Origin of the sequence: Corallococcus silvisoli (assembly GCF_009909145.1) — a bacterium.
GTDB lineage: Bacteria > Myxococcota > Myxococcia > Myxococcales > Myxococcaceae > Corallococcus > Corallococcus silvisoli.
Window position 1 is genome coordinate 231521 of record NZ_JAAAPJ010000017.1, and the last position, 16577, is coordinate 248097.

The following is a 16577-nucleotide window of genomic DNA, read 5'->3' on the forward strand; positions in this document are numbered from 1 at the left end:
GAACCCCACCACTCCGGCCGTATCAGGTACCGGGTGGGAAGGACGGCCCCGACACCAGGGGCCGCCGTTGAATCGGGCCCTGTGTACCAGGGCCCCCTGCCTCGCGCCACCGTGAAGCCGTGTCGGTGGGATGCGAGGCAGGTGCTGCGGGGACAACGGGAAGGCTAGGCCTTCGGAGCGGCGGGAGCCGGCGCGTTCTTCGGCGGCCAGTTCTCCAGCTTCATGCCCAGCGAGAGCCCCATCTCCGCGAGGATCTCCTTGATCTCCTTCAAGGACTTGCGGCCGAAGTTCTTCGTCTTGAGCATCTCCGCTTCGGTGCGCTGAACCAGGTCACCGATGGACTTGATGTTCGCCTGCTGCAGGCAGTTGGCCGAACGCACCGACAGCTCCAGCTCGTCCACCGAACGGAACAGGTTCTCGTTGAGCTTCGCCTCTTCCTTCGGCGCCTCGGCGACGACCGGCTCCTCGGTCTCGTCGAAGTTCACGAACACCGTGAGCTGCTCCTTGATGATCTTCGCCGCGTACGCCACCGCGTCCTGCGGCACCACGGAGCCGTCCGTCCAGACCTCGAGCGACAGCTTGTCGAAGTCCGTGACCTGGCCGACGCGCGCGTTGGTGACCTGGTAGTTCACCTTGCGGATGGGCGAGAACAGCGAGTCGATGGGGATGGTCCCGATGGGCGCGCCCGCCACCTTGTTGGTGGACGCCGGCACGTAGCCCCGGCCGCGGCGGCACGTCAGCTCCATGCGCACCTTGCCACCCTCGGACACGGTGCAGATGTGGTGACCCGGGTTGAGGATCTCCACGTCCTGGTCCGCGATGAGGTCGCCCGCCTTCACTTCCTTGGGCCCTTCCACCTCGATGCGAAGCGTCTTCGTCTCGTTCGTGTGCATCCGGAGGAGGACCTCCTTCAGGTTCAACACGACGTCCGTGACGTCCTCGGCCACCTCGGGGATGGTCGTGAACTCGTGGTCCACGCCTTCAATCTTCACGGAGGTGATGGCCGCGCCCTGCAGCGACGACAGCAGCACCCGCCGCAGCGAGTTGCCCAGCGTCGTCCCGAAGCCGCGCTCCAGCGGCTCCGCCACGAACTTGCCGTACGTGGGGCTCAGCGAGTCCTGGTCCACTTCCATGCGGCGCGGCTTGATGAGGTCGCGCCAGTTCTTCGCAACAAACGTGTCGGCCATGGGGACTGCTCCTCGGAGCGTGCGCCATCACCCACATCCCCGCCAAAGTGGCGGGAGGACGGGCACGCGGGGAACTGCGTAACACCGCCGCCCGGTGCGCGCAGGACGCGCCCTCCAGACGACAAAGCAACGACGCCCCGGCCTCGTCGGCCAGGGCGTCCACTGCGGGAGGAGCCCGCGCGAAGCGGGCCCGGCACCCAGGACTACTTCGAGTACAACTCGACGATCAGCTGCTCCTGGATCGGCATGGTCAGGTCCTCGCGGTTCGGGACTGTCTTCACCGTGCCCTTGAACGCCTTCTTGTCCAGGTCGATCCACTGCGGAACGCCACGGCGATCCACGGTCTCCAGCGCCTCGGAGATGCGCAGCACCTTGCGGCTCTTCTCCACCACTTCCACGGCGCTGCCCGGCTTCACGGAGAACGACGGGATGTTCACCCGGCGACCGTTGACCTGGAAGTGACCGTGACGCACCAGCTGGCGCGCCTCGTTGCGCGTGTCCGCGAAACCCATGCGGAACACCACGTTGTCCAGGCGGAGCTCCAGCTGCTGCAGCAGGTTCTCACCCGTCTTGCCCTTAGCCGCGGACGCGCGGTGGTAGTACCCGCGGAACTGGTTCTCGAGCAGGCCGTACATGCGCTTGACCTTCTGCTTCTCGCGCAGCTGCACGCCGTAGCCGGAGAACTTCACGCGGCCCTGGCCGTGCTGACCGGGGGGATAGGGGCGGCGCTCGATGGCGCACTTGTCCGTATAGCAACGGTCGCCCTTGAGGTACATCTTCAGGTTCTCGCGCCGGCAGATACGGCAGGCGCTCGCGGTATAACGAGCCACGGAAACTCTCCTTGCAGATGGTCTGGAGCCGGGCCCGCGAAGACGCGAGGCCCCGGCCCGAAGCGGTGATTAGACGCGGCGGCGCTTGGGCTGACGGCAGCCGTTGTGCGGGATGGGCGTCACGTCGCGGATGAGGCTGATCTTCAGACCGGCGGCGGCCAGCGCGCGCAGAGCCGACTCACGGCCCGCGCCCGGGCCCTTCACGAACACCGTCACGGTCTTCAGGCCGTGCTCCATCGCCTTCGCCGCGGCGTCGCCAGCGGCCACCTGCGCCGCGAACGGCGTGGACTTGCGGCTGCCCTTGAAGCCGCGCGCCCCGGCCGACGACCAGGAGATCACGTTCCCGGACACGTCCGTGATCGTGATGATGGTGTTGTTGAACGTGGACTGGATGTGGACCACGCCGTTGAGGATGTTCTTCTTGCCCTTGCGCTTGTTCTTCTTCGCCGCAGGGGTCTCGCCACCCTCGGCACCGGCCGGCGCCGCGGCGGTATTGATCTCGTCAGCCATGTGAATCGCTGCTCCTGGGAGTAGGTGATCAACGCCCGCGCCTCAGCGATGAGGCGGCGGGCGCCAGAGGGTTTAGCGGGCCGGAGCGGCCGGCTTCGCGCGAACGATGCCGCGCTTGGGACCCTTGCGGGTACGCGCGTTGGTGTGGGTGCGCTGACCGCGGACCGGAAGACCCTTGCGGTGACGCAGGCCCCGGTAGCAACCCAGGTCCATCAACCGCTTGATGTTCATGGTCACTTCGCGCCGGAGGTCACCCTCGACCTTGTAGTTGGCCTCGATGATCTCGCGGATCTTTCGAGCCTGGTCCTCGGTGAGGTCCTTGGTCCGGGTGGTGAGATCGATGCCCGCCGCCTCGATGATGTCGTGCGCGGTCTTGTTACCGATCCCGTAGATGTACTGGAGCGAGATCACCGCACGCTTGTTGGGCGGCAGATCGATGCCGGCGATACGAGCCATCTTCGGTCTTCCTTCGTTGTGGAGTTGGTCTGAGGCTTAGAGAGTCCCTGGGGACTCTCAGCCCTGGCGCTGCTTGTGCCGGGGGTTGGAAGCGCAAATGACGCGCACGATACCCTTACGGCGGACAACCTTGCACTTGTCGCAGATCTTCTTGACGGACGCCCGAACCTTCATGGAGCGAACTTCCTTCCTTCAGCGGAGAAAAGCACAACAGCCGGACCGCACAGGCGGCCGGCCCGAATTACTTGGCCCGGTACGTGATCCGTCCACGGGTCAGGTCATACGGCGACAACTCGACCTTCACCTTGTCGCCCGGGAGGATACGGATGAAGTGCATCCGCATCTTGCCCGAGATGTGCGCGAGGACCTTGTGGCCGTTGTCCAGCACCACGCGGAACATCGCGTTCGGTAGGGGCTCCATAACGGTCCCCTCGACTTCGATGGAATCATCCTTCGGCAAGCGTCAACCTTCTTCCCGGACCACGAACCTTCTGGAAGCGCGGCGGGATAACACTTTGGTCCGTAAGTAGCAAGCGCCGCGCGATCTGAAATCTGGACCTCTATCAACACCCTCTGACATCACCCTATTTCACCCCGGGTCTTGGGCCCTCAGGAGCACCGAGTCAAGACTTCCGGTCCCCGCTCGGAGATCAGGATGGTGTGCTCGAAGTGCGCGGACAACTTGCCGTCCACGGTGACGGCCGTCCACTCGTCCTCCAGCACCTCCACGTCCGCCGTCCCCAGGTTCACCATCGGTTCCACCGCCAGGACCATGCCCGGCCGCAGCTTCATCCCCGCCCCTGCCTGTCCGTAGTTGGGCACCTGAGGGGGTTCATGCAGCTTCCGTCCGATGCCGTGTCCCACGAAATCCCGGACCACGGAGAAGCCCCGGGCCTCCACGTGGCTCTGCACGGCATGACCAATGTCGCCAATCCGGTTGCCCGGCCGCATCACCCGGATGGCCTTCTCCAGGGACTGCCGGGTGGCATCCACCAGGGCCTGGGCTTCGGGAGCCACCTTCCCCACCGTCACTGTCCGCGCCGAGTCCCCGAAATAGCCCCGGTAAGCCACCCCGAAGTCCAGCTTCAGCAGGTCGCCGTCCACCAACCGGCGCTTCCGGTCGGGGAGGCCGTGGACGACCTCGTGGTTCACCGAAGCACAGAGGACGGCCGGGAAGCCGTGGTAGCCCTTGAACGCCGGCCGGGCCCCCTTCTGAGCGATCAGCTTCTCCGCCAGCGCGTCGAGCTCCCAGGTGGACACCCCAGGCGCCACGGCCTTCTCCAATGCGTCCAGTATCTCACAGACGATCCGCCCCGCTTCCCGCATCAGGGCGATCTCATCCGGGCTCTTGATCTCCAGCGGATTCATGCGCCCCCTGCCGGTCTGCTGCTTCGGGAACTCGCGACCGGAGGGGCGGCAGTCCGCACCGCCCCTGTCCCGCGGCCTGCCGCGGACTCAGGCAGGACGGCCAGCGGCCTTCTTGATCTCCTCGTAGATGCCCTCGGGAGAACCCACGCCATCCACGCTCTTGAGCAGCCCCTTCTTCCCGTAGAAGTCCTTCAGCGGTGACGTCTCCGCGTCGTACTTCTGCAGGCGCCGCTCGATGACGTCGGGCTTGTCGTCGTCGCGCTGGACGAGCTCGGCACCGCACTTGTCGCAGAGACCCGCGCGCTTCGGGGGGCTCTGGGTGACGTGGTACACGGACCCGTCATTGGGGCACACGCGGCGGCCCGACCCACGCTCCACGAGCGTCGAGTGCGGCACCTCCAGCGAGACCACCGCATCCAGTTGGCGGCCCAACCGGGTGAGCATCTGGTCCAGCGCGTCCGCCTGGCCCGGGGTGCGCGGGAAGCCGTCCAGGACGAAGCCCTTGGCCACGTCCGGCTCCTTCAGCCGCTCCTCCACGATGCCGATGACGACGTCGTCGGGAACATACTGTCCCGCGGCCATCAAGGGACCCGCCACCTTGCCCAGCGGCGTGCCATCCTTCACGGCCTTGCGCAGAATGTCCCCGGTGGAGATCTGCGGGATCTGGAAGTCCGCGTAGAGCTTCTTCGCCTGGGTTCCCTTCCCGGCGTTCGGCGGCCCCAAGAGGATGAGGTTCATGTCGCTCCTTTGCACCTGCGTCCACCCTTGAACGACGAGGCGCCCCTCCCCACCATTGGGGAGAGGCGCCCGGAACACTACCGATCCACGTCAGGCCGCCACACGAACCCGACCGCGGATGCGCGGACCGCGCGGACCCGCGAAGCCTTCGTAGTTGCGGCTGATGAGGTGACCCTCGATCTGCTGCACCGTGTCCAGCGCCACACCCACCACGATGAGCAGCGCCGTGCCACCGAAGGTGAAGCGCACACCCAGCACGCTGCTGATGACCGACGGAATCACGCAGATGATGGCCAGGTAGATGGCGCCACCGAACGTGAGGCGGTTGAGCACGCGCTCGATGAACTCCGCCGTCTGGCGGCCCGGACGAATGCCCGGGATGTAGCCGCCCTGCTTCTTGATGTTGTCCGCCACGTCATCCGGCCGGAAGGTCAACGCCGTGTAGAAGTAGGAGAAGAACACCACCAGCAGCACGAAGAGCCCGTTGTAGACCCAGAGGTTGCCCTCGATGCTGCGCTGGAAGCCCTGCAGGAACGGGAACCACGCGCCCAGCGTCGCGGGGAACGACAGCACCGCGCCGGCGAAGATGGGGGGAATCACGCCCGAGGCGTTCACCTTCATGGGGAAGTAGGTCGCCTGGCCCGCGAACATGCGCCGGCCCGCCATGCGCTTGGCGTACTGGATGGGCACACGCCGCATGCCCCGCTCCACGTAGACCACCACCCCGATGATGAGGAGCATGAAGAACAGCAGGCCCAGCACCGCCGCCACGTTCACCACTTCCTGCGTCGTCAGGTCCAGGAGCGTCTTCGCGCCGGGCAGCACTCGCGCCACGATGCCCGCGAAGATGATGAGCGAGATGCCGTTGCCGATGCCGCGCTCGGTGATGCGCTCACCCAGCCACATGATGAAGGCCGTGCCCGCCGTCAGGCTGACCACCGTCATGAAGGTGAACCAGACGTTGTCGTTGGGCACGACGACCTGGTTGAAGCCGCCCTGCCCCGCGTCCGAGCGGCCCAGCGAGGCCAGCCACCGCGAGATGCCCACGCCCTGCACGACCGACAGCACGATGCTGCCATAGCGCGTGTATTGGTTGATCTTCTGGCGGCCCGCGGCGCCTTCCTTCTGCAGGCGCTCCAGGCTGGGCACCACCACCGCCAGGAGCTGGATGATGATGGAGGCGCTCACGTACGGCATGATGCCCAGACCGAAAATGGACATCTGCTCCAGCGCGCCGCCGGAGAAGAGATTGAACAGCGACACCAGGCCGCCCGATTGTTTCTGGGCGTCCATGAACGCGTTCATCGCGGAGCGGTCCACGCCCGGCGTGTTGATGAAGATGCCGATACGGTAGACGGACAGCAGCACGAGCGTGTACGCAAGCCGGCTGCGCAGCTCCGCGATGCGGAAGACGTTGGCGAAGGCGTTCAAGGCCACGGTAATGCCATCCTCTTCAAGAGGTTCTGCCAGCAACAACAAACGCCCCTCTCCGGTTCCGGAAAGGGGCGCGGAAGCCTACACAAGGCTGGGGGCGCGCACCACATCGCCGTGATGCGCGCCGTTCACGCCTACGCCCGGGGCTGGCGAGGAGCCTTGACGCCCTTGCCGGCGTGGGCCTTGGAGGCCGACTCCGGCTTGTGCGCCACCAGCGGAAGCTCTTCCACCGAGCCGCCCGCCTTCTCGATGTTCTCGCGAGCCGCCGCGGACACCTTGTTCACGCGCACGGTGAGCTTCTTGGCGAGCTCCCCGTGGGCCAGAACCTTCACGCCGTCATAACGGCCCTTGACCAGGCCCGCATCCTTCAGCGCGGCCTCGTCCACCGTGGCACCCGCGTCGAACAGGTGCTCCAGGTCGCCCAGGTTCACCACCGCGTAGGTGGTGCGGTTGGGCGGATTGAAGCCGAACTTCGGCAGGCGACGCTGCAGCGGGCTCTGACCGCCTTCGAAGCCCTCGAACCGCATGTTGCCAGAGCGGGCCTTCTGGCCCTTGCCACCGCGACCGGCCGTCTTGCCCAGGCCGCTACCCTGGCCACGGCCAACGCGCTTCTTGCGGTGCCAGGAGCCCTGGGGACGCTTCAGGTTTGTCAGGATGCTCATGTTGGATCCTCGTTCCTCAGGCCTGGGCCTTGGCGGCCAGGCGCTCCAGGGCGCGGTCCCGGGCGACAATCTTCCGGGGCTTGCGGCGCTTGGGCGCCGGGGCCTCCTGGCTGACCGTCTCCAGGGAGACCAGGTGCTTCACCTTGAACACCATGCCGCGCACCGCCGGGGTGTCCTTCAACAGCCGCTCGTCGCCGAACTTCTTCAGACCGAGGCCCTTGATGGTGGCCAGCATGTCCTCGGAAGAACCCGAGAAGCTCTTCGTCAGCTTAACCTTGAGCGCCATGACTTAGCCCCTCGCCTCGCCCGCGAGCTTCTGGGTCTCGACGTCCTTGCCACGCAGCCGAGCGACCTGCTCCGCGCTGCGCAGGAGCTTCAGGCCCGCGACCGTGGCCTTCAGCACGTTGTGCGGATTCCGCGACCCCTGGCTCTTGGTCAGGATGTTGCGGATGCCCGCCGCCTCCAGGACCGCGCGCACCGCACCACCGGCGATGACGCCCGTACCTTCGCTGGCCGGCTTCAGGAGCACCCAGCCGGCACCGAAGTGCCCCAGGATCTCATGCGGAATGGTGTGACCCATGCGCGGAACGCGGAACAGGTTCTTCTTCGCGTTCTCGCCGCCCTTGCGGATGGCCTCGGGGACTTCGTTGGCCTTGCCCAGGCCCACGCCCACGTGCCCGTTGCCATCGCCCACCACGACGAGCGCGGCGAACGAGAAACGGCGGCCACCCTTCACCACCTTGGCCACGCGGTTGATGTTCACCACGCGGTCGGTCAGGTCCAGATCGTTCGGATTGATCGGAGTTGCCACTTGAGGAATTCCTTTCTGGTACCTAGAACTTCAGGCCGGCCTCGCGCGCGGCGTCAGCCACGGCAGCGATGCGCCCATGGTAGGGGAAGCCGTTGCGGTCGAACACCACCGCATCGACGTTGGCGGCCTTGCACTTCTCCGCGATGAGGGAGCCCACGCGCTTCGCGTCGGCCTTCTTGTCGCCCTCGTCCTTGCCCTTCAGCTCCTTGGACAGGGACGACGCATACGCCAGCGTGCGGCCGGTGGAGTCGTCCACCACCTGCGCGTAGATGTGCTTGAGGCTCTTGTACACCGTAAGCCGCGGGCGCTCGGTGGTTCCCGAGAGCTTCTTGCGGATGCGGTTCTTCCTCTTGAGGCGCTGATCGACAGTCTTGGACATGGCTGCTTCCTTTTCCGTCCGGCGGCGATGCGGCCTTCCGCCGCCGGATGAGTCCGCCAGGCATCAAGGCCCGGCGGGGTTGAATGCTCGGCGAAGACGCGGCGACGACTAGGTCGTACCGGTCTTGCCCTCCTTGCGACGGATGCGCTCCTCGGCGTACTTGATGCCCTTGCCCTTGTAGGGCTCCGGCGGACGCAGCGAGCGGATGTTGACCGCCGTGGCGCCCAGGACTTCCTTGTCCGCCGAGCGGAGCGTGAGCCCCACCGTGGGAAGGCTGTCCTCGGTACGGGAGGTCTTGTCGACTTCCGCCGTCACGCCCTCCGGCAGGTTGAACACCACCGGGTGGGAGTAGCCGAGCGAGAAGTGGATGGCCTTGCCCTTCACTTCCGCGCGGAAACCGACGCCGCGGATGTCCAGGCGCTTCTCGAAGCCCGTGGACACACCCTTCGCGGCGTTCGCGAGGATGGTGCGCGTCAGGCCGTGGAGGCTGCGGGCCTCGCGAGAGTCATCCTCGCGCTGCACCGTCACCTGGCCGTCCTTCACCTCCACCTTCACCTTGGCGGGGAGCTTGACGGACAGCTTGCCCTTGGGCCCATCGAAGTTGACCTGCTGGTTGGCGACGTTCACCTTCGTCTTGTCGCCAAGCTTGATCGCCAGTTTTCCAATCCGACTCATGATTGCCTCGTGCTGTCGTCGCTCGGGGCGCGCTCCTCGCGGGGCGCTTCACCCGGGCTCCTGGCTAGTAGACCGTGCAGAGCAGCTCGCCGCCGACCTTCTGCTTCCGGGCCTCGGTGTCCACCAGGATGCCGCGCGAGGTGGAGAGAATGGAGATGCCCATGCCGCCGAGCACCGGCTGGATGTCGCGAACCGCGACATAGCGGCGCAGGCCGGGCTTGGACACGCGGCGCAGGCCGGTGATGGCGGGGCTGCGATCCGGGCCGTACTTCAGCTGAACGGTGATCTCGTTCTGCGGCGCGACCTCGTGAATGGCGAAATCCCCGATGTAGCCCTCGTCCTTGAGGACCTTGATGATCTCCACCTTGAGCTTCGAGTGGGGGATGACGACCTTGTCGTGCCGCGCACGCGAGGCGTTGCGCAGGCGGGTCAGCATGTCGCCGACGGGATCATTGACCGGCATGAAGCACCTTCAAGCAAAGCGGCGTCCCCTTCCGGGTGACCCGCGTTCGCAACCACCACGCCTGCCGGGCCCATCCCGGGGGTTCGCGGTGACTGCCACTTCCCTTCTACTTCAGCGGAGCCGCCGCCCTGCCCTCTTCAAGGCAGGGACAGCGTCCCGGATCCAGCGTCTACCAGGACGACTTGGTGACGCCGGTGATCTCACCGCGCAGCGCGCGGTGGCGCAGGCAGATGCGGCACATCTTGAACTTGCGCAGGAAGGCGCGAGGACGACCGCACAGACCGCAGCGGTTGTACTGACGCACGGGGAACTTCAGCTTGCGCTTCGCCTGGGCAATCTTGGAGAGCTTGGCCATGATCGATGGGAGTCCTGGGCTCGGTCCTACTGACGGAACGGCATGCCGAAGTGACGCATCAGCGCCAGTCCCTGCTCGTCGTTCGGGGCGGTGGTGACGAAGCTGATGTTGAGCCCCTTCACCTTCTCGATCTGATCGTAGTTGATTTCAGGGAAGATGATCTGCTCGCGCACGCCGAGCGTGTAGTTGCCCTTCCCGTCAAAAGCCTTCGGGGACACGCCCTTGAAGTCACGCACGCGCGGCAGCGCGACGGTGATGAGGCGGTCCATGAACTCGAACATGCGGTCGCCGCGCAGCGTGACCGCGGCACCGATGGCCTGGCCCTGGCGCAGCTTGAAGTTCGCGATGGACTTGCGCGCGCGCGTCACGACCGGCTTCTGACCGGTGATGGCAGCCAGCTGGTCCACCGCCGACTCCAGGATCTTGTTGTTGGCGAGCGCCTCGCCCAGACCCATGTTGACGACGATCTTCTCCAGCCGCGGCACTTCCATGGGGTTCTTGAGCCCCAGTTCCTTCATGAGCGCGGGGACGCCTTCAGCACGGAAGCGGTCCTTGAGGCGCGCCGAGCGGGCCTTCAGGCCCTCCTCGATGTTCGCGGCGAAGCCAACCTTCTTGGCTTCTTCCTTGCCGCGCTTCTTGCTCTTCTTTTCCTTCTGCTCGGCCTTCTTCTCGTCAGCCATCTGTCATTCCCCTGCTTCGGGGCGCCGTCATGGACCCAGCGCGTCCGATCAGTCCTGCGTCTAGAACGTGGAAACACCCGGAGGGCTCAACCATTTCAGCCCTCTGGACGTGCACGCCCGCTTGCCCCACCACTGGGTGGGGCAAGGGGCGCGCATACATGCCCGAACCTGGACCCCTAGTCAATCAGGGCGTCACACTGCTTGCAGAACCGCTTGGAGGACTCCCCCTCCTTGCGGATGCCGACGCGGGTCGGCTTGTCACACTTGGCGCACACCACCTGGACGTTCGAGAGCGCGATGGTGCCCGGCTTCTCGATGATGCCGCCCTCGGGGCTCTGCGGCGTCTTGCGCATGTGGCGCTTGACCAGGCGCAGGCCTTCGACCGTCACCCGGCCCGCCTCGCGGTCAACCTTCAGCACCTTGCCGCGCTTCGTCGCCGGCGTCTTCTCCGAGCGCTCGGACCCGGAGATGACCTGGATCGTGTCACCGACTTTCAGCTTCTGCATGGCTTCCTCACTCTGGCTGTTCGCCGTCAGGCCTGCGTCCTCTTAGAGGACCTCGGGCGCCAGCGAGATGATCTTCATGAACTTGCGGGCACGCAGCTCACGGGCGACCGGCCCAAAGATGCGCGTCCCGATGGGCTCCAGGTCCTTGTTGATGAGGACCGCCGAGTTGCCGTCGAACTTGATGTAGCTGCCATCCGCACGACCCACCTCGCGACGGGTGCGGACGATGACGGCCTTCGCGACGTCACCCTTCTTCACCTTGGAGTTGGGCAGGGCCTCGCGGATCGACACGACGATCACGTCGCCGATGGAGGCGTACTTGCGCTTGGAGCCGCCGAGAACCTTGATGCAAAACACCTTCTTGGCGCCCGAGTTGTCGGCCACATCGAGCACACTCTGCATCTGAATCATGTGAAGTCTCCTCTTGCTCGAACCCGTCCACGCGCTTCATGGCGCACGGACGCGGTGTGGCCTACCTAGACGTTCTTGCTCTTCTCCAACACCTCGACCACGCGCCAACGCTTGTCCTTCGAAGCGGGCTTGGTCTCGGCGATGCGCACCCGGTCACCTTCGTTGATGGTGACCTTCTTCGGGTAGTCGTGATCCTCGACGTGCGCCTTGTACTTCTCGCGCAGGCTCATGATCTTCCCGTACTTCGGGTGGGGAGCACGACGCTGGACGGTGACGACCACCGTCTTCTGCATCTTGTTGGAGGTGACGATGCCCACGCGGGTCTTGGGACGACCCCGGGTGGAGGTCTCGGCAGCGGGCGTTTCGGTCGCTTCAGCCATGTTGGTTCTCACTGTCTGTCATGCACCCGGGCCCTCTGCCCGGATGGCCACGGACACCCGGGTGAGCCCGGATGCCCGCGGATGCACTTCTACAACTACCCCGCCTTGGCCGCCCGGGCCTTCTCCCCCAGGACGGTGAGGATGCGGGCCAGATCGCGGCGGTGCTGCACGCCCTCGGCGGGGCTGTCCAGCGAGCCGGTCCGACGCTTGAGCCGATCCTGGACCAGCGTGTCGCGCAGCTCCTTCGCGCGATTCTGCAGGTCGTCCGTCGACAGTTCCTTCAGTTCCTTCGCAGTCGCCATCTTGGTCTCCTCGGCGCGGGATGCGGGCGCCCTCCCCTGTCACCAGGTGGAGCGCCCGTCCCGGCGGTGCGTGACTACAGCGAGAGCTCGCTGCGGCGCACGATCTTGGTGAGCACCGGCAGCTTCGCCTGCGCCAGCTTCAGCGCACCGGTGGCGATCTCCTGCGTCATGCCCTCCATCTCGTAGAGGACGCGTCCCGGCTTCACCACCGCGACGTAGTACTCCACGCCGCCCTTACCGGTACCCATACGGGTTTCGGCGGGCTTCTTCGTGATGGGCTTGTCCGGGAAGATCCGGATCCAGATCTTGCCGCCGCGCTTCACGTGACGGGTCATCGCGATACGAGCCGCCTCGATCTGGCGCGAGGTGATCCAGCCCGGCTGGAGGCTCACCAGGCCGAACTCACCGTAGGTGAGGTCGCTGCCGCGGTGGGCCGAGCCGAACATGCGGCCCTTCTGCATCTTTCGGTATTTGGTTCGAGCAGGCTGAAGCATCGTCGCAGTCCTTCGTGCCTCGCGTGCAGGGCGGGCTTTTAGACCCGCCCCGCAGGGGGCGTCTTACCGGTTGGTGGGCATGGGGGCCTGGCCACCCTTGCCCGGGAGGACCTCGCCCTTGCAGATCCAGACCTTGCAGCCAATCTTGCCGTAGGTCGTCTTGGCCTCGGCGAAGCCGAAGTCGATGTCCGCGCGGAGGGTGTGCAGGGGCACGCGGCCCTCGCGGTACCACTCGTAGCGGGCCATCTCGGCGCCACCCAGACGGCCCGAGCAGGCGACGCGGATGCCCTTGGCCCCGAACTTCATCGCGGTCTGCAGCGCCTTCTTCATGGCGCGGCGGAAGGCGATGCGGCGCTCGAGCTGCGTGGCGATGTTCTCCGCCACGAGCTGCGCGTCGGTCTCGGCCTTGCGGACCTCGACGATGTTCAGGAAGACCTCGTTCTTGGTGAACTGCTGCAGGTCCTTCTTGACGGTCTCGATGCCAGCGCCGCGCTTGCCGATGACGATGCCCGGACGCGCGGTGTGGACGTTGACCTTCACCTTGTTGGCGGCGCGCTCAATCTCCACCTTCGAGACGCCCGCGTGGTTCAGCGACTTCTTCACGAACTCGCGGATGCGAATGTCTTCGTGGAGCCACTGGGCGTAGTTCTTGTGCTCGAACCACTTGGAGTCCCAGGTCTTGATGACGCCGAGCCGGAACCCGATCGGATGTACTTTCTGTCCCAAACTGATTCTCCTTGGTGCGTCCGGGCGGGGCCCGACGGGTCCTACTTCTTGGCCTCGGCCAGCACGACGTGGACGTGGGCAGACTTCTTCTGGATGGGCGTCGCGCGCCCCATGGCGCGCGGCATGAACCGGCGCTGGGTGGCGGCCTGGTCCACGGAGATGGTCTTGACGTAGAGGGTATCCACGTCGACCTGCCCCTTGGACAGGTCCGTCGCGTTAGCGACGGCGCTCTTGATGAGCTTCTCCACCGGCCGCGCGGCAGCGCGCGGGGTGAACTTCAGGATGTTCAGGGCGGCCTCGACAGGCTTGCCCCGGATGAGCGCCGCGACGAGGGACAGCTTGCGCGGGCTCATGCGCAGGTGACGCAGATGTGCAGTCGACTCCATGGTCATCTCCTCAGGCTCTCAGGCGTGCGTGCGGGCTACTTGCCCGGGGCCTTGGCGACCTTCTTCTCCGCCGAGTGCCCACCGAAGGTACGCGTCGGGGCGAACTCGCCGAGCTTGTGGCCCACCATGTTCTCCGTGACGAACACCGGAATGAACTTCTTGCCGTTGTGAACGGCGAAGGTGTGACCCACGAACTCAGGGAGAATCGTGGAGCGCCGGGACCAGGTCTTGACGACCGCCTTCTTGTTCGCGGCGATCATCCCCTCGATCTTCTTGAGGAGGTGATCGTCAACGAACGGACCCTTCTTGATCGAACGAGCCATGTTTCAAATCCTCTTACTGGCTGCGCGCGCCCTGGCGGCGGCCGCTCACGATGAACTTGTCGGTGCGCTTGTTGGTGCGCGTGGTGAGGCCCTTGGTCTTCTTGCCCCACGGAGACACCGGGTGCGGGTTACCCTGGCCGGACTTACCCTCACCACCGCCGTGCGGGTGGTCAACAGGGTTCATCGCCAGACCGCGGACGGTGGGACGAATGCCCAGCCAGCGGCTCTTACCCGCCTTGCCGATACGGATGATTTCGTGCTCGATGTTGCCCACCTGACCCACGGTGGCGCGGCACTCGATGAGCACCTTGCGCACGGCGCCCGAGGGCATACGGACCTGGGCGTAGCGCTCCTCCTTCGCCATCAGCTGGCCGGAGGTGCCCGCGGAGCGGATGACCTGGGCGCCACGGCCCGGCTTCAGCTCCACGTTGTGGATGACCGTACCCACCGGGATGTTCTGCAGCGGAAGGCTGTTGCCCGGCCGGATGTCGGCGGTGGCGCCGGCGAACACGGTGTCGCCCACGCTCAGGCCCACGGGGGCCAGGATGTAGCGCTTCTCGCCGTCCGCGTAGTGCAGGAGGGCGATGTTGGCGGTGCGGTTCGGGTCGTACTCGACCGCGACGACCTTGGCCGGCACGCCATCCTTGTCCCGGCGCTTGAAGTCGATGGTGCGGTAACGACGCTTGTGCCCACCACCCTGGTGACGACGGGTGATGTGGCCGTGGACGTTGCGGCCACCGGAGCGCTTGAGCGGCTCGGTGAGAGACTTCTCCGGCGAGTCCTTGGTGATGTCCGCGAAGTCGGACACCGTCATCAGACGGCGGGCGGCGCTGGTCGGCTTGTACTTCTTGATGCCCATGGTGTGTTCCTCGTCTCAGGCTGATCTGTCGCCAGTGGCGTCAGACCGCCCCCCCTTCGAAGAGTTCGATCTTGTCACCTTCCTTGAGGGTGACGACCGCCTTCTTGAAGTTGGGGCGCTGGCCGATGCTCTTGCCCACCCGCTTCGTCTTGCCACGCACGATGTTGGTGCGAACACCCTCCACCGTGACCTTGAACAGGGACTGGACCGCGCGGGACACGTCGTGCTTCGTGGCCTTGCGGTCCACGATGAACGAGTACTGGCGGAACTTCTCCCGGGCCTTGTCCAGCTTCTCCGTGATGAGCGGGCCCTTGATGACGTCGTTCAGGTTCATGACAGGGACCCCTCGAGCGCCTTCGCGGCGGCGGAAGTCAGGACGAGGTGCGAGTGCTTGAGCACGGACTCGAGGTTGAAGCCCTCGGGCGGCAGCACGTCGAACTTCGCCAGGTTGCGCACGCTGCGGTGCAGGTTGGTGTTACCGCGCTCGTCGACGACCAGCGCGTTCTGGAGCTTCAGGCGCCGGGTGAGCACCTCGAAGGCCTGCTTCGACTTCGGGGCGTCCAGCTTGAAGCCGTCCAGGATGATGAGCTGCTTCTCCTTGGCGCGCAGGGACAGCACGGCGCGCAGGGCACCGCGGCGGACCTTGCGGGGCGGCCGGTAGAAGTAGTCACGGGCCTTGGGGGCCATCGCCTTGCCGCCGCCCACCCAGTGGGAAGCGCGGATCGAGCCCTGACGGGCGCGGCCGGTGCCCTTCTGCTTCCAGGGCTTCTTGCCGCCACCGCTGACGAGCGAGGTGTTCTTCACCCCGACCGTGCCGCGGCGCCGGTTGATCTGCTGCATCTTGGCCACTTCGTAGAACAGGTGATTGTTCTGCTCGGCAGCGAAGATCTCGTCGGAGAGCTCGATCTCCGACACCTTCTTCAAATCCAGGTCGACTACGTCAAACTTCGCCATGGCACTTTCCTCGGGGGTCAGAGTGAAACCACTCCGACGCCATCCCGCTTCCTAGGACTTGATCTCGACGTCAACGCCGGCAGACAGATCCAGCTTCATCAGCGCGTCCAGCGTCTGCTGGGTCGGCTCGAGGATATCGAGCAGGCGCTTGTGCGTGCGGATCTCAAACTGCTCGCGGCTCTTCTTGTCCACGTGCGGCGAACGCAACACGGTGAACTTGTTGATGCGCGTCGGCAGGGGGATCGGACCGGCCACCTTGGCGCCCGTGCGCTTGGCCGTCTCGACGATCTCCCCAGCACTCTGGTCCAGGAGCTTCGAGTCGTACGCCTTCAGCCGGATGCGGATCTTCTGTGTCGCCATTCGCAAGAACCTCTTTGAACGACCTCTGAACCGTGAGGCGGTACGCCCGTCAACGCCTGGATTTCAGAGAACCGTTTCTTCGGAACGAAGGGGCGCGGTGTGTACCACCACACCCCAGGGGTTGCAACTGGATTTCCACCTGCTCCCCGGAACGACCCCCAAAGGGCCCTCCGGAGAGCCGGTGGCCTGAGAGCTACGCGATGATTTCAGCCACGACGCCCGCGCCCACCGTGCGGCCGCCTTCACGAACAGCGAACCGGAGCTCCTTCTCCATCGCGACCGGGGTGATCAGCTCCACCTCGATGGCGATGTTGTCGCCCGGCATGAC

Annotated in this window: 30 protein-coding genes; all 30 read right to left on the reverse strand. The window is 65.6% G+C overall.

Going from position 1 to position 16577, the window contains the following annotated elements; genetic code table 11:
* Window positions 1–164: 164 nt before the first annotated feature.
* Window positions 165–1187, reverse strand: a complete 1023-nt coding sequence (locus GTY96_RS29560) for a DNA-directed RNA polymerase subunit alpha (protein ID WP_120523529.1) — start codon at window positions 1185–1187, stop codon at window positions 165–167.
* Window positions 1188–1390: 203 nt separating this feature from the next.
* On the reverse strand, window positions 1391–2017 hold the full coding sequence (gene rpsD / locus GTY96_RS29565; RefSeq protein WP_120523530.1) for a 30S ribosomal protein S4: 627 nt from the start codon (window positions 2015–2017) through the stop codon (window positions 1391–1393).
* A gap of 69 nt (window positions 2018–2086) precedes the next feature.
* A complete protein-coding gene (gene rpsK, locus GTY96_RS29570; RefSeq protein WP_120523531.1) occupies window positions 2087–2527 on the reverse strand; it encodes a 30S ribosomal protein S11 in 441 nt (146 codons plus the stop codon).
* Window positions 2528–2599: 72 nt separating this feature from the next.
* Entirely contained in the window at window positions 2600–2983 is a 384-nt protein-coding gene (gene rpsM, locus GTY96_RS29575; protein WP_014395883.1) for a 30S ribosomal protein S13, read from the reverse strand.
* A 57-nt stretch (window positions 2984–3040) separates the two neighbouring features.
* Window positions 3041–3157, reverse strand: a complete 117-nt coding sequence (gene rpmJ / locus GTY96_RS29580; RefSeq protein ID WP_002633586.1) for a 50S ribosomal protein L36 — start codon at window positions 3155–3157, stop codon at window positions 3041–3043.
* A gap of 67 nt (window positions 3158–3224) precedes the next feature.
* On the reverse strand, window positions 3225–3443 hold the full coding sequence (gene infA, locus GTY96_RS29585) for a translation initiation factor IF-1 (protein ID WP_002614803.1): 219 nt from the start codon (window positions 3441–3443) through the stop codon (window positions 3225–3227).
* Between the two features lie 149 nt (window positions 3444–3592).
* On the reverse strand, window positions 3593–4351 hold the full coding sequence (gene map, locus GTY96_RS29590; RefSeq protein ID WP_161666486.1) for a type I methionyl aminopeptidase: 759 nt from the start codon (window positions 4349–4351) through the stop codon (window positions 3593–3595).
* An 87-nt stretch (window positions 4352–4438) separates the two neighbouring features.
* Window positions 4439–5089 (reverse strand): adenylate kinase, encoded by a 651-nt coding sequence (locus tag GTY96_RS29595; RefSeq protein WP_143905927.1) that lies wholly within the window; start codon window positions 5087–5089, stop codon window positions 4439–4441.
* A 90-nt stretch (window positions 5090–5179) separates the two neighbouring features.
* Window positions 5180–6526 carry a preprotein translocase subunit SecY gene (gene secY, locus GTY96_RS29600; protein ID WP_143905925.1) on the reverse strand — a complete coding sequence of 449 codons (1347 nt, stop codon included), beginning with the start codon at window positions 6524–6526 and terminating at the stop codon, window positions 5180–5182.
* 131 nt (window positions 6527–6657) lie between these two features.
* A complete protein-coding gene (gene rplO / locus GTY96_RS29605; RefSeq protein WP_143905923.1) occupies window positions 6658–7185 on the reverse strand; it encodes a 50S ribosomal protein L15 in 528 nt (175 codons plus the stop codon).
* Window positions 7186–7201: 16 nt separating this feature from the next.
* Window positions 7202–7471: a 50S ribosomal protein L30 gene (rpmD, locus tag GTY96_RS29610; RefSeq protein ID WP_161666487.1), complete on the reverse strand. Its 270-nt coding sequence runs from the start codon at window positions 7469–7471 to the stop codon at window positions 7202–7204.
* Between the two features lie 3 nt (window positions 7472–7474).
* Window positions 7475–7996, reverse strand: a complete 522-nt coding sequence (gene rpsE / locus GTY96_RS29615) for a 30S ribosomal protein S5 (protein WP_014395877.1) — start codon at window positions 7994–7996, stop codon at window positions 7475–7477.
* A gap of 22 nt (window positions 7997–8018) precedes the next feature.
* A complete protein-coding gene (rplR, locus tag GTY96_RS29620) occupies window positions 8019–8375 on the reverse strand; it encodes a 50S ribosomal protein L18 (RefSeq protein ID WP_143905919.1) in 357 nt (118 codons plus the stop codon).
* A 108-nt stretch (window positions 8376–8483) separates the two neighbouring features.
* Entirely contained in the window at window positions 8484–9050 is a 567-nt protein-coding gene (gene rplF, locus GTY96_RS29625) for a 50S ribosomal protein L6 (protein ID WP_143905917.1), read from the reverse strand.
* 64 nt (window positions 9051–9114) lie between these two features.
* Window positions 9115–9513 carry a 30S ribosomal protein S8 gene (gene rpsH, locus GTY96_RS29630; RefSeq protein ID WP_143905915.1) on the reverse strand — a complete coding sequence of 133 codons (399 nt, stop codon included), beginning with the start codon at window positions 9511–9513 and terminating at the stop codon, window positions 9115–9117.
* A gap of 169 nt (window positions 9514–9682) precedes the next feature.
* Window positions 9683–9868 carry a type Z 30S ribosomal protein S14 gene (locus tag GTY96_RS29635; protein WP_014395873.1) on the reverse strand — a complete coding sequence of 62 codons (186 nt, stop codon included), beginning with the start codon at window positions 9866–9868 and terminating at the stop codon, window positions 9683–9685.
* Between the two features lie 26 nt (window positions 9869–9894).
* On the reverse strand, window positions 9895–10548 hold the full coding sequence (gene rplE / locus GTY96_RS29640; protein ID WP_143905913.1) for a 50S ribosomal protein L5: 654 nt from the start codon (window positions 10546–10548) through the stop codon (window positions 9895–9897).
* Window positions 10549–10724: 176 nt separating this feature from the next.
* Window positions 10725–11054: a 50S ribosomal protein L24 gene (gene rplX / locus GTY96_RS29645; RefSeq protein ID WP_120523543.1), complete on the reverse strand. Its 330-nt coding sequence runs from the start codon at window positions 11052–11054 to the stop codon at window positions 10725–10727.
* 42 nt (window positions 11055–11096) lie between these two features.
* The gene (gene rplN / locus GTY96_RS29650) at window positions 11097–11465 is read right to left on the reverse strand and encodes a 50S ribosomal protein L14 (RefSeq protein WP_014395870.1); all 369 of its coding nucleotides are present in this window, start codon (window positions 11463–11465) and stop codon (window positions 11097–11099) included.
* Between the two features lie 65 nt (window positions 11466–11530).
* Window positions 11531–11857, reverse strand: a complete 327-nt coding sequence (gene rpsQ / locus GTY96_RS29655; RefSeq protein WP_169821648.1) for a 30S ribosomal protein S17 — start codon at window positions 11855–11857, stop codon at window positions 11531–11533.
* An 83-nt stretch (window positions 11858–11940) separates the two neighbouring features.
* Complete coding sequence (gene rpmC, locus GTY96_RS29660) at window positions 11941–12147, reverse strand: 50S ribosomal protein L29 (protein WP_014395868.1); 207 nt, start codon at window positions 12145–12147, stop codon at window positions 11941–11943.
* A 74-nt stretch (window positions 12148–12221) separates the two neighbouring features.
* Window positions 12222–12641 carry a 50S ribosomal protein L16 gene (gene rplP / locus GTY96_RS29665; protein ID WP_014395867.1) on the reverse strand — a complete coding sequence of 140 codons (420 nt, stop codon included), beginning with the start codon at window positions 12639–12641 and terminating at the stop codon, window positions 12222–12224.
* A gap of 63 nt (window positions 12642–12704) precedes the next feature.
* Window positions 12705–13367 (reverse strand): 30S ribosomal protein S3, encoded by a 663-nt coding sequence (gene rpsC, locus GTY96_RS29670; RefSeq protein WP_120523546.1) that lies wholly within the window; start codon window positions 13365–13367, stop codon window positions 12705–12707.
* A 41-nt stretch (window positions 13368–13408) separates the two neighbouring features.
* Entirely contained in the window at window positions 13409–13753 is a 345-nt protein-coding gene (gene rplV / locus GTY96_RS29675) for a 50S ribosomal protein L22 (RefSeq protein WP_014395865.1), read from the reverse strand.
* 35 nt (window positions 13754–13788) lie between these two features.
* Window positions 13789–14076, reverse strand: coding sequence for a 30S ribosomal protein S19 (gene rpsS, locus GTY96_RS29680; protein WP_014395864.1), 288 nt, complete (start codon window positions 14074–14076; stop codon window positions 13789–13791).
* Window positions 14077–14089: 13 nt separating this feature from the next.
* Window positions 14090–14935 (reverse strand): 50S ribosomal protein L2, encoded by an 846-nt coding sequence (gene rplB, locus GTY96_RS29685; RefSeq protein ID WP_143905911.1) that lies wholly within the window; start codon window positions 14933–14935, stop codon window positions 14090–14092.
* A 40-nt stretch (window positions 14936–14975) separates the two neighbouring features.
* Window positions 14976–15269 (reverse strand): 50S ribosomal protein L23, encoded by a 294-nt coding sequence (locus tag GTY96_RS29690; protein WP_120523548.1) that lies wholly within the window; start codon window positions 15267–15269, stop codon window positions 14976–14978.
* Window positions 15266–15889 carry a 50S ribosomal protein L4 gene (gene rplD, locus GTY96_RS29695; RefSeq protein ID WP_143905909.1) on the reverse strand — a complete coding sequence of 208 codons (624 nt, stop codon included), beginning with the start codon at window positions 15887–15889 and terminating at the stop codon, window positions 15266–15268. Before rplD ends, GTY96_RS29690 begins: the two co-directional genes overlap by 4 nt.
* 51 nt (window positions 15890–15940) lie before the next feature.
* Entirely contained in the window at window positions 15941–16249 is a 309-nt protein-coding gene (rpsJ, locus tag GTY96_RS29700) for a 30S ribosomal protein S10 (protein ID WP_002633608.1), read from the reverse strand.
* A gap of 193 nt (window positions 16250–16442) precedes the next feature.
* On the reverse strand, window positions 16443–16577 hold a 135-nt coding region (locus GTY96_RS29705), incomplete at its 5' end, for an EF-Tu C-terminal domain-related protein (RefSeq protein ID WP_455423666.1).

Coding starts and splice junctions, on each gene's coding strand:
- GTY96_RS29560 (WP_120523529.1), bottom strand. CDS start 1,187: ATGGCCGACACGTTTGTTGCGAAGAACTGGCGCGACCTCATCAAGCCG.
- rpsK (WP_120523531.1), bottom strand. CDS start 2,527: ATGGCTGACGAGATCAATACCGCCGCGGCGCCGGCCGGTGCCGAGGGT.
- rpsM (WP_014395883.1), bottom strand. CDS start 2,983: ATGGCTCGTATCGCCGGCATCGATCTGCCGCCCAACAAGCGTGCGGTG.
- rpmJ (WP_002633586.1), bottom strand. CDS start 3,157: ATGAAGGTTCGGGCGTCCGTCAAGAAGATCTGCGACAAGTGCAAGGTT.
- map (WP_161666486.1), bottom strand. CDS start 4,351: ATGAATCCGCTGGAGATCAAGAGCCCGGATGAGATCGCCCTGATGCGG.
- GTY96_RS29595 (WP_143905927.1), bottom strand. CDS start 5,089: ATGAACCTCATCCTCTTGGGGCCGCCGAACGCCGGGAAGGGAACCCAG.
- rplO (WP_143905923.1), bottom strand. CDS start 7,185: ATGAGCATCCTGACAAACCTGAAGCGTCCCCAGGGCTCCTGGCACCGC.
- rpmD (WP_161666487.1), bottom strand. CDS start 7,471: ATGGCGCTCAAGGTTAAGCTGACGAAGAGCTTCTCGGGTTCTTCCGAG.
- rplR (WP_143905919.1), bottom strand. CDS start 8,375: ATGTCCAAGACTGTCGATCAGCGCCTCAAGAGGAAGAACCGCATCCGC.
- rplF (WP_143905917.1), bottom strand. CDS start 9,050: ATGAGTCGGATTGGAAAACTGGCGATCAAGCTTGGCGACAAGACGAAG.
- rpsH (WP_143905915.1), bottom strand. CDS start 9,513: ATGCCGGTCAATGATCCCGTCGGCGACATGCTGACCCGCCTGCGCAAC.
- GTY96_RS29635 (WP_014395873.1), bottom strand. CDS start 9,868: ATGGCCAAGCTCTCCAAGATTGCCCAGGCGAAGCGCAAGCTGAAGTTC.
- rplE (WP_143905913.1), bottom strand. CDS start 10,548: ATGGCTGACGAGAAGAAGGCCGAGCAGAAGGAAAAGAAGAGCAAGAAG.
- rplX (WP_120523543.1), bottom strand. CDS start 11,054: ATGCAGAAGCTGAAAGTCGGTGACACGATCCAGGTCATCTCCGGGTCC.
- rplN (WP_014395870.1), bottom strand. CDS start 11,465: ATGATTCAGATGCAGAGTGTGCTCGATGTGGCCGACAACTCGGGCGCC.
- rpmC (WP_014395868.1), bottom strand. CDS start 12,147: ATGGCGACTGCGAAGGAACTGAAGGAACTGTCGACGGACGACCTGCAG.
- rplP (WP_014395867.1), bottom strand. CDS start 12,641: ATGCTTCAGCCTGCTCGAACCAAATACCGAAAGATGCAGAAGGGCCGC.
- rplV (WP_014395865.1), bottom strand. CDS start 13,753: ATGGAGTCGACTGCACATCTGCGTCACCTGCGCATGAGCCCGCGCAAG.
- rpsS (WP_014395864.1), bottom strand. CDS start 14,076: ATGGCTCGTTCGATCAAGAAGGGTCCGTTCGTTGACGATCACCTCCTC.
- rplB (WP_143905911.1), bottom strand. CDS start 14,935: ATGGGCATCAAGAAGTACAAGCCGACCAGCGCCGCCCGCCGTCTGATG.
- GTY96_RS29690 (WP_120523548.1), bottom strand. CDS start 15,269: ATGAACCTGAACGACGTCATCAAGGGCCCGCTCATCACGGAGAAGCTG.
- rplD (WP_143905909.1), bottom strand. CDS start 15,889: ATGGCGAAGTTTGACGTAGTCGACCTGGATTTGAAGAAGGTGTCGGAG.
- rpsJ (WP_002633608.1), bottom strand. CDS start 16,249: ATGGCGACACAGAAGATCCGCATCCGGCTGAAGGCGTACGACTCGAAG.